General features: G+C 62.6%; 13 protein-coding genes. 7 read left to right on the top strand and 6 right to left on the bottom strand.

Features of this window, described 5'->3' with window-relative positions; genetic code table 11:
• Nucleotides 1-16 precede the first annotated feature (16 nt).
• On the top strand, nucleotides 17-727 hold the full coding sequence (locus HS968_RS12990) for a cysteine hydrolase family protein (RefSeq protein ID WP_119691245.1): 711 nt from the start codon (nucleotides 17-19) through the stop codon (nucleotides 725-727).
• A 32-nt stretch (nucleotides 728-759) separates the two neighbouring features.
• Here HS968_RS12990 and HS968_RS12985 read toward each other — a convergent pair whose 3' ends face one another.
• From HS968_RS12985 to HS968_RS12975, 3 genes are all read right to left on the bottom strand, one after another.
• Nucleotides 760-1,263: a hypothetical protein gene (locus tag HS968_RS12985; protein WP_119691244.1), complete on the bottom strand. Its 504-nt coding sequence runs from the start codon at nucleotides 1,261-1,263 to the stop codon at nucleotides 760-762.
• Nucleotides 1,264-1,434: 171 nt separating this feature from the next.
• Nucleotides 1,435-2,328, bottom strand: coding sequence for a chemotaxis protein CheV (locus HS968_RS12980; protein ID WP_119691243.1), 894 nt, complete (start codon nucleotides 2,326-2,328; stop codon nucleotides 1,435-1,437).
• 60 nt (nucleotides 2,329-2,388) lie between these two features.
• Nucleotides 2,389-3,411 (bottom strand): zinc-dependent alcohol dehydrogenase family protein, encoded by a 1,023-nt coding sequence (locus HS968_RS12975; RefSeq protein WP_119691242.1) that lies wholly within the window; start codon nucleotides 3,409-3,411, stop codon nucleotides 2,389-2,391.
• A gap of 218 nt (nucleotides 3,412-3,629) precedes the next feature.
• On the opposite strand from HS968_RS12975, the gene HS968_RS12970 reads away from it, so the two are divergent.
• The 6 genes from HS968_RS12970 (at nucleotide 3,630) to HS968_RS12945 (ending at nucleotide 12,592) form a co-directional block, all read left to right on the top strand.
• The gene (locus HS968_RS12970) at nucleotides 3,630-4,544 is read left to right on the top strand and encodes a LysR family transcriptional regulator (RefSeq protein WP_106741267.1); all 915 of its coding nucleotides are present in this window, start codon (nucleotides 3,630-3,632) and stop codon (nucleotides 4,542-4,544) included.
• 49 nt (nucleotides 4,545-4,593) lie between these two features.
• Complete coding sequence (locus HS968_RS12965) at nucleotides 4,594-5,361, top strand: AraC family transcriptional regulator (protein WP_182371528.1); 768 nt, start codon at nucleotides 4,594-4,596, stop codon at nucleotides 5,359-5,361.
• 159 nt (nucleotides 5,362-5,520) lie between these two features.
• A complete protein-coding gene (gene yddG, locus HS968_RS12960) occupies nucleotides 5,521-6,426 on the top strand; it encodes an aromatic amino acid exporter YddG (protein ID WP_182371527.1) in 906 nt (301 codons plus the stop codon).
• 333 nt (nucleotides 6,427-6,759) lie between these two features.
• The gene (gene mexE, locus HS968_RS12955) at nucleotides 6,760-7,998 is read left to right on the top strand and encodes a multidrug efflux RND transporter periplasmic adaptor subunit MexE (protein WP_182371526.1); all 1,239 of its coding nucleotides are present in this window, start codon (nucleotides 6,760-6,762) and stop codon (nucleotides 7,996-7,998) included.
• Nucleotides 7,999-8,027: 29 nt separating this feature from the next.
• Nucleotides 8,028-11,207: an efflux RND transporter permease subunit gene (locus HS968_RS12950; protein ID WP_179624987.1), complete on the top strand. Its 3,180-nt coding sequence runs from the start codon at nucleotides 8,028-8,030 to the stop codon at nucleotides 11,205-11,207.
• Nucleotides 11,204-12,592: an efflux transporter outer membrane subunit gene (locus HS968_RS12945; protein ID WP_182371525.1), complete on the top strand. Its 1,389-nt coding sequence runs from the start codon at nucleotides 11,204-11,206 to the stop codon at nucleotides 12,590-12,592. Before HS968_RS12950 ends, HS968_RS12945 begins: the two co-directional genes overlap by 4 nt.
• A gap of 175 nt (nucleotides 12,593-12,767) precedes the next feature.
• Here the strand turns inward: HS968_RS12945 and HS968_RS12940 are convergent, their stop codons facing one another.
• The 3 genes from HS968_RS12940 to HS968_RS12930 form a co-directional block, all read right to left on the bottom strand.
• On the bottom strand, nucleotides 12,768-14,612 hold the full coding sequence (locus HS968_RS12940; protein WP_182371524.1) for a sensor domain-containing diguanylate cyclase: 1,845 nt from the start codon (nucleotides 14,610-14,612) through the stop codon (nucleotides 12,768-12,770).
• 92 nt (nucleotides 14,613-14,704) lie between these two features.
• On the bottom strand, nucleotides 14,705-15,127 hold the full coding sequence (locus tag HS968_RS12935; protein ID WP_182371523.1) for an MAPEG family protein: 423 nt from the start codon (nucleotides 15,125-15,127) through the stop codon (nucleotides 14,705-14,707).
• Complete coding sequence (locus HS968_RS12930; RefSeq protein ID WP_182371522.1) at nucleotides 15,124-15,450, bottom strand: DUF2834 domain-containing protein; 327 nt, start codon at nucleotides 15,448-15,450, stop codon at nucleotides 15,124-15,126. The genes HS968_RS12935 and HS968_RS12930 overlap by 4 nt, the downstream gene beginning before the upstream one ends.
• Nucleotides 15,451-15,551 lie beyond the last annotated feature (101 nt).

The raw sequence follows: 15,551 nt of genomic DNA, 5'->3' as shown, positions 1-15,551 counted from the left end.
TGCTTGGAAAATCGCCATGACTGAATTCACATCCCTGTACGCTGACCCGGATGCCCCCGCGCTACCCTCTCCCGACATGCAGCTCGAACTGTCCCGTGCAGCGCTCGTGGTCATCGATCCGCAGATCGATTTCCTCAGCCCTCAGGGCGTGAGCTGGGGCGTTTTCGGCAAGAGCATCGTCGAGCACAACACCGTCGCACACATCGCTCAGCTCTTCGCCGCCGCCAAGGCAGCCGGGATCACGGTGGCCGTGTCACCGCACTACTACTATCCCTGCGATCATCAATGGCAATTTGGTGGCCCACTGGAAAAGGTCATGCATAACCTCTGCATGTTTCACCGAGAAGGGCCGCTGAACGTCGATGGATTCGAAAACTCGGGTGCCGATTTCATGCCCGAGTACAAGCCGTACATTCTCGATGGCAAGACCATCATCACCTCGCCGCACAAGGTCTATGGCCCGGAGACCAACGACCTTGCGCTGCAACTGCGCAAACATGGAGTTTCGCAGGTCATCCTCGCTGGCATGGCTGCCAACCTTTGCGTGGAATCCCACCTGCGCGAACTGCTTGAGCAGGGCTTCGAAGTGGCCGTGGTTCGCGATGCCACTGCTGGGCCGAGCACGCCGGAGGGCGATGGCTACCTGGCAGCGCTGATCAACTACCGCTACATCGCCAACGCGCTGTGGACGACCGCGCAGACGCTCGAACGGTTATCGCGCGCCTGACTCCCTTCATCGCTCAGTGCCCTGCGGCCTGCTCAGACCAGGCCGTAGGAGTGGCTATCGCCCTCGGACTTGGCCTGCATCTCGGCACGTTCCTTCATGCGCTGGGCAATCTCTTCCTCGACGGCTTGCTGTTGCTCAGGCGACATTGCCTCGATGTCTTCCTCGGTCAGGCCCATTTCCTTGAGGATGCCGTCGCGAATCTTTTCCGCCGGGGTCATCGCCATGTAGGCCTTGAATGCCTCCAGCGCAGCGTTACCCTCCTCATCGCCCAACGGCTTTTCCAGGCGCCCGGAGCTGACGCTCGTTTCCACCTTGTCTTCGGACGTGTTCTGCAGGGCGAAGCGTAAACGGGCGAAGCCTTCTTCAGTGGCTTGCTGAGCACGAAACTCGCGCTCGGACTCGGCATTTACCGTGCGAGTGGTCTTCTCGACATTGCGAGCCATCTGGGCCAGCTCGCCCTGCTCCTCGCTTTGCTTACTGCGAAATCCCGTTAGCGATATGCCGCCGTAACTGCCAATACCTCCAATCGTGCTCATGGTTGCTCCTTGACTGAGTTGCAATTGCCAGGGGCACTGATTCAAAGTGCATGCCAGTCGAGGAAGTTAATTTAAGCGATTGAATATAAAGGGTATTCGTTTCTTAGAAATCACATGAAGAGGCAGGATCTTGCCGCTGAGCGGCAAGATGGCGGCAATGGCTCAGGCAGCTCAGTGCTGCCCGGCCATCTGCCGGAAGGCATTGAGCAGTGCCTGTGTGAGGTCGACCGAAGAAAATTTGGTCAGCACCGCATTGGCGCCCACCGAACGAGCCTTCTCGGTATTCATGGTGCTATCGAGCGAGGTGTGCAGCAGCACGTATGTCTCGGCAATGTCGTGGCTGCGACGAATTTCCTGAACCAGGCTGTAGCCGTCGAGTTCGGGCATCTCGATATCCGATACCAGCAGTTCGAACGGCATACCCGCCTGTTGAAACTCGTGCAGTTGCTGCAGCGCGGCCTGAGCACTGCGCACGGCCGTGCAATCGAGCCCCAACTGGCGCAGTACGTTGAGCGTCTGTTGCAAGGCGACCTGAGAGTCGTCGACCAGCAATACCCGGCGGCCTTGTAGCAGACGACCATCTTCGCCTTCGAGCAGTTGCCCGACCGGCGCCTCTTCGAGCGCCGGAGCGATGTCATGCAGCACCTTCTCGATATCGAGAATCTGCACGATTGCACCGTCGATCTGGGTCACACCGGTAATGAATGCACGCGCGCCGGAGCCGGCGGGTGGTGGACGCACGTCACGCGTGGAGCACTGCACGATACGCTCCACGCTCTTCACATGCAGGCCCTGGCGCGAGCGGCTCAGCTCGGTGACGATCAGGCAGCCGTCGTCTTCTCCAGCCGCGCCGCGCTCGCCAATGGCGCGAGCCAGGTCGATCACGGTCAACGCCGAGCCGCGCAATGTGGCGATGCCACGCACGTTCGGGTGGCGATTGGGCAGCTTGGTCAACGGCGGACAGGAGATGATCTCGTTGACCTTGAGCAGATTGATCCCCAGCAGTCGGCCGCTATGCAAACGAAACAACAACAGCGATAGCGCGTCGCCGATGACCATGCTCATGCCACTTTCCTTGAGAGAACGATAAACCTACCGGGTATAGCGACCGTGTGGCCGCGGACTTTAATCCGCGGCCAGTTTCAGGGCCACGCGCCCACGGTTCGGGCAGGTTTCCATATAGCGGTGGGCCTCGACGAAGTCTTCGAAGTCGAACACCTTGTCGATCACCGGGGTCAACAGGCGATCCGCAGTCATCTGATTGATGTGCGTGAGCGCGCGTTGCACCGCCTCGTTGTTCGGCTCGATGCCCAACTCCGGGCAACCGGTGAAATCGAGCACGCAGTGTCGGAAGAACTGCAGGTGTTTCTTGAACGCCGCGCAGGCTGGAAACGCCGTGTCGTTGCCGCCGTTGATCCCATACAGGATCAGCTTGCCACGTGGCGCGGCGATGTCGCCCAGCAGTTTCATCTGCGGGCCGGCGCACTGGTCGAGAATCACCTCGACACCCTTGCCTTCGGTATAGCGCTCGACCTCCAGTACCAGATCCTGCTCCTCGGTCACGATCACCTTGTCGGCACCCAGGCCGCGCAGAAACTCACGATCGTCCGATGAACCAGTGGAGACGATGACCTTGGCCCCCAGCGCCTTGGCCAGCTGCACGGTTTGCGGTGCCATGCAGTGGCTGGCCTCGGTGATCAGCACATGCTGGCCGGGCTTCAGGTGGGCGAGATCGATCAGCGCCAGATAGCCGAACAGCAAACTGGTGTAATGCACGCTGGCCTCGACCGGGCTGAGCACATCGGGATACCGGGTCAGGGCATGGGCGGGCATCAGCACCAGGTCACCCCAGGTCGGATAACGATTAGGCGTGCTGGCCGGGAAACCGGCAACGGCCGTGCCGACTTCGAAGTCGCTCACGCCTTCGCCCAACGCGGCTACAGTGCCAGCCAGTTCGAAACCGGTACCTGCCGGAAGCTTGGCCTGCTCGGCCGCCAGGTTCTGCCGCCACAGCACGTCCTTCCAGCCCAGGCCTACGGCCTGAACACGCACCAGCACCTCGCCAGGGCCGGGCACGGGCGTCGGAACCTCCTCGTACTGGAGCACTTCGGCATCGCCGAACTTATGAAAACGGATCATGCGGGACATCGCTTACCTCGAGCTTGATCGCGGATTAACACTTCAATAACTGTGGACTCTATCCGCTGTGGGCCGGCGGCACTATCAGACTCTATCGATAGTCGTCATGCCTGTCAGTGATTCGGCGCCTTTCAATCCGCCGCACACTGCCCGTACTATTGCCCGGACGAAGGCTCTCATTTGCAACGCCGTGCTGACAAGGCCCGTTTTCCTCGGATGGTACCTGGATGAACCGTAACGACCTGCGTCGCCTCGATTTGAACTTGCTGATCGTCTTCGAGACGTTGATGCATGAACGCAGCGTTACCCGAGCGGCGGAGAAGCTGTTCCTCGGCCAGCCGGCCATCAGCGCCGCGCTGGCTCGCCTGCGTACGCTGTTCGATGATCCCCTGTTCGTACGCACCGGCCGCAGCATGGAGCCGACGCCGCGCGCGCAGGAGATCTTCGCCCTGCTCTCGCCGGCACTGGACTCGATCTCCACCGCCGTCAGCCGCGCCGCCGATTTCGACCCGGCCACCAGCAAGGCGGTGTTTCGCATCGGTCTGTCCGATGACGTCGAGTTCGCTTTGCTGCCCGCCCTGCTTCGTCGCCTGCGCGCCGAAGCACCTGGCGTGGTGCTGGTGATTCGCCGCACCAACTATTTGCTGATGCCGGGGCTGCTGGCTTCCGGCGAAATCTCCGTGGGCGTGGCCTACACCGATGAACTGCCAGCCAACGCCAAGCGCAAGGTACTGCGTCGCAGCAAGGCCAAGCTGCTACGCGCCGATACCGTGCCTGGCGCGTTGAGCCTCGACGATTACTGCGCTCGCCCGCACGCGCTGGTGTCCTTTGCCGGCGACCTCACCGGCTTCATCGACGATGAACTGGCCAAGTTCGGCCGTCAGCGCCACGTGGTGCTGGCCGTGCCGCAGTTCAACGGATTGGCCAGCCTGTTGGCGGAGACCGATATCGTCGCCAGCGTGCCGGACTACACGGCCGCAGCCTTGACTGCGGCCGGCGGCCTGCGTGCAGAGGATCTGCCGCTGGAGACGCAATCGTTCGAGCTGCACATGGCCTGGCGCGGCGCCCAGGACAACGACCCGGCCGAACGCTGGCTGCGTTCGCGCATCCAGATGTTCTGCGGCGACCCGGACAGCCTGTAGCTCATTGCCCTGTTAGCGCCAGCGCTGTTCGACATTTAGAGAGTCATGGATGAACGCTACCGTCTTCCCCTTCTCCCTGGCGATACGCTCCTACTCGGGAGAGGTAGAGCTTCACGAACACGACTTTCACCAGATCGTCCTGCCGCGCTCCGGGGCAATGGAAATCGAGACCGATGGACGAGGCGGCAAGGTGGACGCCAGTCAGGGCGTGGTGATCGCCGCCGGTGCCCACCATACCTTCCAGGCCAACCCCTATAACAGCTTTCTGGTGCTGGACGTACCAGCCCAGTACGCCAAAGCCTGTGCCACACAATCACTCGATCCACTGAGCGACAAACGCTTCTTTGCGCTCACCCCCGATATCCGCCACCTGCTCGATTACGCCATCGGCAACAGCGCGCGCCTGAGCCAGTCACCGACGCTGGTCGAGTCGTGGAGCCAACTGCTGCTGTGCTCCCTGTTGCAGCCCGACGTCAGAGCGCAGGATCCAGGCCAGCTCATCCTCGCCAAGGCGTTGGCCTATATCGAACAGCACCTGCATACACCCCTGACGATCCGTGACATAGCCCGCCATTCCGGCACCAGTGAGCGGCGCCTGTACGCTCTGTTCGAGCGACACCTGGCAAGAACGCCATTCAGCCATATCGCCAGCCTGCGCCTGAACCTGGCCATCGACCTACTGCGCCAGACCTCGCTGCCGATCATCGAGATCGCTCATCGCACCGGGTATGCCGACCAGAGCGCACTGACCCATGCACTGAAGAAGGTTCACGACCTGACACCGGCCTCGCTACGCAAACGCACGCGCGCCCACTGAAGAGTGCACCTCGGCTTGGGCTTGCTGCGCCACACCCGCGTGCTGACGCTGTCCTGAAGGCAGCGGTCTCGAACAATTCTCCGGCAGTTCCGATCAAGACACCCCTGCACGCGCCTTTCTATGTTCTCCCCTTGAGAATTACAGGCAGGCGGGGCTTGCATGACCACTCCCAACCTATCCATCGCTACCCTCGGCGCGGGCGCAGGCGCCACGCTGATCGGGGTGATCGCAGTATTCCTGTGGGCCTGCCTGGCGCTGCTGACGACGCTGACGGCTGGCATTCCGGCCTTTCAACTGCTGGCCTCGAGCTTCGCCGTCGCCTTCGTAGCCAGCCTGTGCATACTCGGGCTGCGGGGTACCGGTGAATTCGCTAACTGGCGCCAACCCTGGTACGTATGGGCAACAGGGTTCGCCGGCATCTTCGGTTATCACGCCCTGTACTTCTTCGCGCTGAAGGCCGCACCAGCGGCTGAAGCCAGTCTGATCGCCTACCTCTGGCCACTGCTGATCGTCCTGCTGTCGAGCCTCACCACCGGCGAGTCGTTGCGCAAACGCCAACTGTTGGGCGCCCTGCTTGGCCTGGCGGGTACAGACCTGATCATGCAACAGCGCGCAAGCCAGGAAAGCACGTCGATGCCCGTCATCGGTTACGCCGCCGCCTTTGCCTGCGCCTGGGTCTGGTCGAGCTACTCGGTCGTCAATCGACGCTTCAGCAACGTCCCGAGCAGCATCATCGGAGGCATCTGCGGTCTGGTCGCCGTCGCCGGCCTGCTCTGTCATCTGCTTTTCGAGACCACGGTGCGCCCTGCTGTCGAGCAATGGGCGGCAATCGTCGCCCTCGGCCTGGGCCCTGTGGGCCTGGCCTTCTTCGCCTGGGATCACGCCACCAAGCACGGCAACCTGGCGATGCTGGGCGCCCTGTCCTACCTGGCGCCCCTGTTCTCCACGGTGCTGCTGATCATGGTCGGGCAAACCGATGCCAGCCCGATCCTGCTGATCCCGGCCGGGCTGATCATCCTTGGGGCCGTCATCGCCACCTCTCGCTCACGCAAGACCTCAGGCTGATACCGACCTCTCTAGGAGACATACAGATGGAATTGATCGCTTCGCAGGACACCATGAAAATAGACAGCAGAATCGCCATTTATCGACGGGCCAATGGCGCTGACCGTGTCAGGGAGATGGTGCGCCGTGGCACCTGTCCTGTGGACGCCTGTGTACACAAAACCCGCATAGCTGTCGGCGCAAACGCACGACAGCCGCAACCATGCCCCTCATTCATGAATGACCGCGCATAATCATTGACGGTGATATTGAACTTCATGGCGTTCGATTAGTCGCTCGCCATCCCTCACCGCAGACTCCGCCCATCCACAAATCCGACTGGCGGAGTCACCCATGGAACAGCAGCACAAGAACATCTGGATATTCCCCCTGGCCCTCGCCGGCGTCCTTGCCCTCAGCGGTTGCGAGCAGGCAGCGCAAACCCAGGCGCAAATGCCTGCACCCAAGGTCAGCGTCGCCGAGGTCATCGAACAACCGATCAACGAGTGGGACGAGTTCACCGGTCGCCTCGAAGCGCCGCAATCCGTCGAAATCCGTCCGCGCGTTTCCGGTTACATCGACAAGGTCGCCTTCGACGAAGGCACCCTGGTCAAGAAAGGCGATCTGCTGTTCCAGATCGATCCGCGTCCTTTCCAGGCTGAAGTCAAACGCCTCGAAGCCCAGCTGCAACAGGCTCGCGCCAGCCAGGCTCGGGCTGCCAACGAAGCCCGCCGTGGCGAGCGCCTGCGTCAGAGCAACGCCATTTCCGCTGAGCTGGCCGATGCCCGTGCCAGCGCCGCCACCGAAGCTCAGGCGCAGGTCGCTGCGATTGCCGCCGAACTGGAAAGCGCCCGCCTCAACCTTGGCTTCACCCGTATCACCGCGCCCATCGATGGCCGCGTCAGCCGCGCCGAAATCACCGAAGGCAACCTGGTTGGGGCCGGCGAAAGCCTGCTGACCTCGGTGGTTTCCACCGACAAGGTCTACGCCTACTTCGATGCCGATGAACGCGCCTTCCTCAAGTACATCGAGCTGGCTCGCCAGTCCGGCGCCGACGCCCGTGGCGCCAGCCCGGTGTATCTCGGCCTGTCCGATGAGAGCGATCATCCGCACCTGGGCAAGCTGGACTTCCTCGACAACCAGGTCAACCCACGCACCGGCACCATTCGAGGTCGCGCCGTGTTCGACAATCAGGACGGCCGCTTCACCCCTGGCCTGTATGCCCGTCTGAAGCTGGTGGGCAGCAAGTCCTACTCTGCCACCCTGATCAAGGATGAGGCAGTCGGCACCGACCTGGGCAAGAAATACGTGCTGGTTCTGGGTGACGACAACGCCGTGGCCTACCGCTCCATCGAGCTGGGGCCGAAGCTGGAAGGCCTGCGCATCGTCCGCAGTGGCCTGAGCAAGGGCGAGAAAATCGTCGTCAATGGCCTGCAACGCGCTATGCCCGGTTCCACCGTCGACCCGCAGCCGGTTTCCATGGCCGATGACAACACCCTCGAACAACTGGCTCGCATGCGCCAGGCCGTCGACGGTAGTCAGGCGCCGCGTATCGCCGCCGACCACATCGACGCTCGCGCGCCGCGCGGCTGATCACGCCTGCGCGACTTGAGGAAAGACCCATGAATTTCTCGCAATTCTTCATCCAGCGGCCGATCTTCGCCGCGGTGCTATCGCTGCTGATCCTGATCGGCGGCGCCATCTCGCTGTTCCAGCTGCCCATCAGCGAATACCCGGAAGTGGTACCGCCGACCGTGGTGGTACGTGCCGACTTCCCCGGCGCCAACCCCAAGGTGATCGGTGAAACCGTCGCCTCGCCGCTGGAGCAGGCCATCGTCGGCGTCGAAGGCATGCTCTACATGTCGTCGCAGTCGACCATCGACGGCCGCCTGACCCTGACCGTGACCTTCGCCCTCGGCACCGACCTGGACAACGCCCAGGTGCAGGTGCAGAACCGCGTCACCCGCACCATGCCGACCCTGCCCACCGAGGTGCAGCGTCTCGGCGTGACCGTGGACAAGGCCTCCCCCGACCTGACCATGGTGGTGCACCTGACCTCGCCGGATCAGCGCTACGACATGCTTTACCTGTCCAACTACGCCGCGCTCAACGTCAAGGACGAGCTGGCGCGTCTGGACGGCGTCGGCGACGTGCAACTGTTCGGCATGGGTAACTACTCGCTGCGTGTCTGGCTCGACCCGAACAAGGTGGCCTCGCGCGGGCTGACCGCGACCGATGTGGTCAATGCCATTCGCGAGCAGAACCGCCAGGTCGCCGCCGGTGCCCTCGGTGCGCCGCCTTCGGATGCGGGCAACAGCTTCCAGCTGTCGATCAACACCCAGGGCCGCCTGGTCTCCGAGGAAGAGTTCGAGAACATCATCATCCGTGTCGGCGACAACGGCGAGATCACCCGCCTGCGCGATATCGCTCGCGTCGAGCTGGGCTCCAACCAGTACGCCCTGCGCTCGTTGCTGAACAACCAGCCGGCCGTGGCCATCCCGGTATTTCAGCGCCCAGGCTCCAACGCCATCGAAATCTCCGACTCGGTGCGCGAGCGCATGGCCGAGTTGAAACAGAGCTTCCCGCAGGGCATGGACTACGAGATCGTCTATGACCCGACCATCTTCGTACGCGGCTCCATCGAGGCAGTGGTGCACACCCTGCTCGAAGCCATCGTGCTGGTGGTATTGGTGGTGATCCTGTTCCTGCAGACCTGGCGCGCCTCGATCATCCCGCTGGTGGCCGTACCGGTCTCGCTGATCGGCACCTTCGCGGTCATGCACCTGCTCGGTTTCTCGCTCAACGCCCTGTCGCTGTTCGGCCTGGTACTGGCCATCGGTATCGTGGTGGACGACGCCATCGTCGTGGTGGAGAACGTCGAGCGCAATATCGCCCTGGGCAAGTCGCCGCTCGACGCCACGCGTCAGGCCATGAAGGAAGTGACCGGCCCCATCGTCGCCACCGCCCTGGTGCTGTGCGCCGTGTTCATCCCGACCGCGTTCATCTCCGGCCTCACCGGGCAGTTCTACCAGCAGTTCGCGCTGACCATCGCCATCTCTACGGTGATCTCGGCCCTCAACTCGCTGACCCTGTCGCCTGCGCTGTCGGCCATCCTGCTCAAGGATCACCACGCGCCGAAAGACCGCTTCTCGCGTGTGCTCGACAAACTGTTCGGTGGCTGGCTGTTCGGCCCGTTCAACCGCATGTTCGAGCGTGCCAGTAATGGTTATGTCGGTACCGTTCGCCGTGTACTGCGTGGCAGCAGCATCGCCATGCTGGTCTACGGTGGCCTGCTGGTGCTCGGTTACCTGGGCTTCGCCAGCACCCCGACCGGTTTCGTGCCGCAACAGGACAAGCAGTACCTGGTGGCCTTCGCCCAACTGCCGGATGCCGCGACGCTGGATCGCACCGAAGCCGTGATCAAGCGCATGAGCGAAATCGCCGGCAAGCACCCGGGCGTGGAGAACACCGTGTCCTTCCCCGGCCTGTCGATCAACGGTTTCACCAACAGCCCGAACAGCGGCATCGTCTTCACGCCGCTGAAACCGTTCGATGAGCGCACCGATCCGTCGATGGGCGCCAATGCCATCGCCGCCGAGCTCAACGCGCAGTTCGCCGATATTCAGGATGCCTACATCGCCATCTTCCCGCCGCCACCGGTACAGGGGCTGGGCACCATTGGTGGCTTCCGCCTGCAGATTCAGGATCGTGGCAACCTGGGTTACGACGAGCTGTATGTGCAGACTCAGAACATCCTCAACAAGGCCCGCCAGTTGCCGGAATTGAACCCGATGTCGGTGTTCACCAGTTACCAGGTCAACGTGCCGCAGGTCGATGCCGCCATCGACCGGGAAAAGGCCAAGACCCACGGCGTGGCCATCAGCGACATCTTCGACACCCTGCAGGTGTACCTGGGCTCGCTGTATGCCAACGACTTCAACCGCTTCGGCCGTACCTACCAGGTCAACGTCCAGGCCGATCAGCAGTTCCGCCTGGAACCGGAGCAGATCGGTCAGCTCAAGGTGCGTAACAACCGTGGGGAAATGGTGCCGCTGTCGACCTTCGTCAAGGTCGATGACAGCGCAGGTCCGGATCGGGTGATGCACTACAACGGCTTCCTCACCGCCGAGATCAACGGTGCCGCCGCCCCGGGCTACAGCTCCGGCCAGGCCGAGGCTGCCATCGCCAAACTGCTGGAAGAGGAACTGCCGATCGGCATGACCTTCGAGTGGACCGATCTGACCTATCAGCAGATCCTGGCCGGCAATACCGCGATCTTCATCTTCCCACTCTGCGTGCTGCTGGCGTTCCTGGTGCTGGCTGCCCAGTACGAAAGCTGGAGCCTGCCGCTGGCGGTGATTCTGATCGTGCCGACCGTGCTGCTCGCCGCCATCACCGGAGTGATCCTGTCCGGTATCGACAACAACATCTTCACCCAGATCGGCCTGATTGTACTGGTGGGCCTGGCGTGCAAGAACGCCATCCTGCTGGTGGAGTTCGCCAAGGACAAACAGGAGGAAGGACTGGATCGCGTCGCCGCCGTGCTGGAAGCCTGCCGCCTGCGTCTGCGCCCGATTCTGATGACCTCGATCGCCTTCATCATGGGTGTGGTGCCGCTGGTGCTGTCCACCGGTGCCGGTGCCGAGATGCGCCATGCCATGGGCGTGGCGGTGTTCAGTGGGATGATCGGCGTGACCTTCTTCGGCCTGCTGCTGACCCCGGTGTTCTATGTACTGATCCGCGCCTTCGTCGAGAAACGCGAAGCGCGCAAAGCCGCCCGTCTGCAGGAGTCGCATGCATGAAAGCCTTTGCCCCCGCCCTCCTGACCCTGGCGCTGTCGGCTTGCGCCGTCGGTCCGGACTACCGAGCGCCCAGCACCGAACCAGCACGCATTGCCGCGCTGGAAGCGGCCGATTACGACCGCAGCCGGTTTGAGGCCACCTGGTGGCAGCAGTTCGACGACCCGACGCTGAACCAGCTGGTGCAGCGTTCGCTGCAGGACAACCGCGAACTGCACGTGGCCTTCAACCGCCTGCGTGCAGCGCGGGCGATCCGCGATGACGTGGCCAATGACCGTTTCCCCACCGTCACCAGCCGCACCAGTGGTGAATTCGGCAAGGCCCAACAACCGCCAACCAGCGAGCAGCGCATCCGCCAGGAACGCTACGACCTGGGCCTGGACATGGCCTGGGAAGTGGATCTGTTCGGCCGCATCCAGCGCCAACTGGAAGCCAGCGAAGCGCGTATCGAGCTGGCCGAGGCCGACTACTACCAGCTGCAAGTCAGCCTGATCGCCGAACTGGTCGATGCCTATGGCACGCTGCGTGGCGCGCAACTGCGCGAAAGCATTGCTCGCGAGAACCTGAAGAATCAGCAGGACTCGCGCGCCATCACCGAGCAACTGCGTGACGCCGGTGTCGGTAGCGAACTGGACGTGTTGCGTGCCGATGCGCGCCTGGCTGCCACTGAAGCCAGCCTGCCGCAACTGCAGGCGCAGCAGGTACGGGCGCAGAACCGCATCGCCACCCTGCTCGGCCAACGTCCGGAACAACTTCAAGTCGACCTGACGCCCAAACCTCTGCCGGTGATTGCCAAGGCGTTGCCGATTGGCAACCCAGCCGAATTGCTGCGCCGTCGCCCTGATATACAGGCGGCCGAGCGTCAGTTGGCAGCGGCCACCGCTGAAGTCGGTGTCGCCACTGCGGATCTGTTCCCGCGCGTTAGCCTGTCCGGTTTCCTGGGTTTCACCGCTGGCCGCGGCTCGCAGCTGGGCGCATCGGCGGCTCGAGCCTGGGGCGTCGCACCCAGCATCAGCTGGGCGGCATTCGACCTGGGCAGCGTGCGAGCGCGCCTGCGTGGCGCCGAAGCCGAGGCCGATGGCGCCCTGTCGCAGTATGAGCAGCAGGTACTGCTGGCTCTGGAAGAGTCGGAGAACGCCTTCAGCGACTATGCCAAGCGTCAGCAACGCCTGGTTGCGCTGGTACGCCAGGCTGAAGCCAGTCGCGCAGCGGCCGAGCAGGCAGCGATTCGTTACCGTGAAGGTACGGTGGACTTCCTCGTGTTGCTGGATGCCGAGCGCGAGCGCCTTTCTGCCGAAGATGCCCAGGCCTCGGCCGAGGTGGAGCTGTACAGCGGCATCGTCGCGATCTACAAGGCGCTTGGCGGTGGTTGGCAACCGCAGGCCTGAACCTGCTCTCCCCGGTCGGCAGCCCTGCCGACCCTCCTCAGCCCCAGGGTCGATACTCTGGGGCTTTTTTTGCCTGGTAACGCACAGGAAGGCCGGCTGAATGAGCGGCCCAAACGGTGCGCACGGCGCACCCTACAGCCGAGGTTCGGCTGTACGTGGAGCTGGATGCGTTCTTTTAACCGTGTTCGACCCGATTGCGCCCCTGCGACTTGGCGCGATACAGGGCGGCGTCAGCCTGTTGCAGAAGTGTCTGCGGCAAGTCGTCGAGCCCTGGACACATGGCCGCCACACCCACGCTGATACTGACGCACCTCAGCGGTGAGCCGGCGTGTGACAAGGCCAGCGCCTCCACTGCCTGCACCAGTTTTTCCGCCAGATGTCGGGCGCCGTCAAGGCTGGTGGCTGGCGCCAGGAAAACGAATTCCTCACCGCCGTAGCGCGCTACCAGGTCGGTGGAACGGCTGAGGCTGACAAGGGTACGGGCAACCTGTTGCAGACAACTGTCACCTGCCGGATGGCCATAGTGGTCGTTGTAGGCCTTGAACCAGTCCACGTCCAATACCGCCAGGGCCAGTGGCTCGCTGAGACGCTGGGCGCGTTTCCATTCCTTCTCCAGCACCTCGTCGAAGTGACGACGGTTGGCAATCCCGGTCAGGGCATCGGTCAGGCTCAGGGTCTCCAGGCGGCTATTGAGCGCCTGCAGTTCTTCGGTACGCTCGGCCACGCGATGCTCCAGCTCACGTTCGGAGCGCTGCAACGTCTCCACCAGTTGCTCCTGGGTCTGCAACAACGCGGCCTGCGCCTGCAACTTGTCCCGGCGCATGACGTTTATCCGGTCGGCCAGGGCGAAGGCCAGCAACAGCATTTCCAGCGATGAGCCGATCTGCAGGCCGTCTTCCGTGAACGCGTTGGTCGGCAGGATGCCCAGCGCCCGCAAGGTGGTGGTGGCACCACCAAGAATCAGCAGGCCGAAGGCTGCCAGGAAGAAGTAGGCACTGCGTTGCCGCTTGATGGCACAGGCCAGACCGACGCCCATCATCACGAAGGCGGTCAGCAGATAGACCAGGATGGCCACGCGTGACACCTGCGGCAGTGCAGCGGCGTAAATGAGTGGGGAAATCAGGTACAGGGCGATCAGCGCCAGTAAACCACGGTCGACCTGCGGCAACAGGCGCGCGGTCTGCAACATGCTGCGCATGAACAGCAACATCCCGCTCAACGCCAGCGAAGCCGCCGAGTAGTAGGCGACGTTGGAGTTAAGCGGCAGGCCGGCCAGCGTCCAGTCCGGCGCCATGCCGTTCTTGATCGTCAAGGCGCAGACGGCGCATAGCACGAAGGTCACATAGAGCAGGTAGATGCGCTCGCGCAGGGCAATGAACAACATCAGATTGAACAGAATCATCGCGATGGCGATGCCCATGTAACCGGCGCGCGCCATGTAGTCCTCGCGCTCATAGGCATGGAAGGCATCGACCGACCAGAGCTGCAGCGGCACCAGCAGGCCGATGCTCGACTCGACCCGCAGGTACACGACCTGCTGTGAATGTGCCGGCAGGCTCAGCGCAAAGACGAAGTTGCGGTTGTCATAGGCCTTGGCCGTCTGTGGCCGATCAGCACCGGTGTACCAGGCACGATAACCGCCCTGCTCGTCCGGGATATGCGCATCGACGATGGAGATTCGCGGGTTTTCCACTACCAGCAAATGGGTCACGGCCTCAGCACTGGAATTGCCGACTTCCAGGCGAAACCAGTAGGCCGAACGGGTAAAGCCCAGGGCGAAAGACGCGCTGCTGGCCTGTTCATAACGAAATCGCCCGGCCATTTCGGCGGAGCGGACATCTTCCAGCGTCAACGTCCGCGAGGCGTCTTCCAGTATTCCGACATGGGTCGTCAACGACAGAGGTTGCTGACTCGGTTGTGCGATATCGAGTTGGCGACTATCGGCCCATGTCGACAATGAAAGCAGCAACAGGCCCAGCAAAAGCCAGGAAGAGAGCCGAAGACGGTGATGGGCGTTCATTGACAGGTATCGACTGGGCCTCGGACAAGCCCCGGCTCGCGCGTGATCACGGGGGATCAGAGTCTACAAGACAAGTTCTGGCGGCGGCAAAATCACAGCAAGGCAATGCCAATCAATACGGCCAGAACGAGGAGGCAGGCCAACGCCACGAAATATGAAAGCGTGCGCCAGGGCTGCCAGCCGCCCAGGTACATCAGCGTATGCGCGATACGTGCGCCCGTGAAAGTGGCGAATGCCACGCTGGTCGTTTCAATCGGTGTCTGCAACGCCACGGCAAGAGCGCCGAGCATGAAGAACAAGGGAATGTTCTCCAGATCGTTCGCCCAGGCCTTGGCTGCCCGCTGTACTTGCGGCATGTCCTGCGCGTGTACCGCGCGGCCGAAGAAGGTGGCGTCCTCGAGGTTAGCGAACGCCCGATACCTGAGGCGGAAATATCCCTGGTAGCAGGAGATCGCCAGCATCTTCAGAAAAAGCGCCAGCACGCACAGGCTGTAGAGATGCAAGAGATCGCTCACGCCCGCGTCTCGCTCAGTCGCTCGCGGCAGAAACCTTCGACCACGAGATACAACAGCGGGCCAATCGAGACGAAGACGGCGGTAAGCAGCAGGTACGGCAGGATCGAGAACAGCGAACGCCCCTTCGCGCGGGCATCCCGGTACATCCAGATACAGGCCATGCTACCGAGCAGATAGAGGTCGATGACCACTTGCGCCGTATCGGGGCGGGACATCAGCTCCAGGCCGAAGGCTATCAGCGACTGCTCGGCAATCGCCATGCTCCAGGCGGTATAGGCAGAAAATACCAGCAAGGCGACGAGGGCGAGGTAAGGCTTGTTCATTCGCGGCTCCTGATCGATGACCCGCGCAAGTTAGTGCTATCGTCGCCGCTGGTTCAATGACCTGTCAGGTCATAGACACCACCTCACCCGCACGATCAGAG

Source organism: Pseudomonas berkeleyensis (assembly GCF_014109765.1).
Classification (GTDB): domain Bacteria; phylum Pseudomonadota; class Gammaproteobacteria; order Pseudomonadales; family Pseudomonadaceae; genus Aquipseudomonas; species Aquipseudomonas berkeleyensis.
The sequence above is the reverse complement of the archived record's forward strand: the minus strand, read 5'-3'. Positions and strand labels throughout refer to the sequence as shown.

Excerpts from the sequence above, each read along its gene's own strand:
- HS968_RS12990 (WP_119691245.1), top strand. The coding sequence starts at position 17 with ATGACTGAATTCACATCCCTGTACGCTGACCCGGATGCCCCCGCGCTA.
- HS968_RS12985 (WP_119691244.1), bottom strand. The coding sequence starts at position 1,263 with ATGAGCACGATTGGAGGTATTGGCAGTTACGGCGGCATATCGCTAACG.
- HS968_RS12980 (WP_119691243.1), bottom strand. The coding sequence starts at position 2,328 with ATGAGCATGGTCATCGGCGACGCGCTATCGCTGTTGTTGTTTCGTTTG.
- HS968_RS12975 (WP_119691242.1), bottom strand. The coding sequence starts at position 3,411 with ATGTCCCGCATGATCCGTTTTCATAAGTTCGGCGATGCCGAAGTGCTC.
- HS968_RS12970 (WP_106741267.1), top strand. The coding sequence starts at position 3,630 with ATGAACCGTAACGACCTGCGTCGCCTCGATTTGAACTTGCTGATCGTC.
- HS968_RS12965 (WP_182371528.1), top strand. The coding sequence starts at position 4,594 with ATGAACGCTACCGTCTTCCCCTTCTCCCTGGCGATACGCTCCTACTCG.
- yddG (WP_182371527.1), top strand. The coding sequence starts at position 5,521 with ATGACCACTCCCAACCTATCCATCGCTACCCTCGGCGCGGGCGCAGGC.
- mexE (WP_182371526.1), top strand. The coding sequence starts at position 6,760 with ATGGAACAGCAGCACAAGAACATCTGGATATTCCCCCTGGCCCTCGCC.
- HS968_RS12950 (WP_179624987.1), top strand. The coding sequence starts at position 8,028 with ATGAATTTCTCGCAATTCTTCATCCAGCGGCCGATCTTCGCCGCGGTG.
- HS968_RS12945 (WP_182371525.1), top strand. The coding sequence starts at position 11,204 with ATGAAAGCCTTTGCCCCCGCCCTCCTGACCCTGGCGCTGTCGGCTTGC.
- HS968_RS12940 (WP_182371524.1), bottom strand. The coding sequence starts at position 14,612 with ATGAACGCCCATCACCGTCTTCGGCTCTCTTCCTGGCTTTTGCTGGGC.
- HS968_RS12930 (WP_182371522.1), bottom strand. The coding sequence starts at position 15,450 with ATGAACAAGCCTTACCTCGCCCTCGTCGCCTTGCTGGTATTTTCTGCC.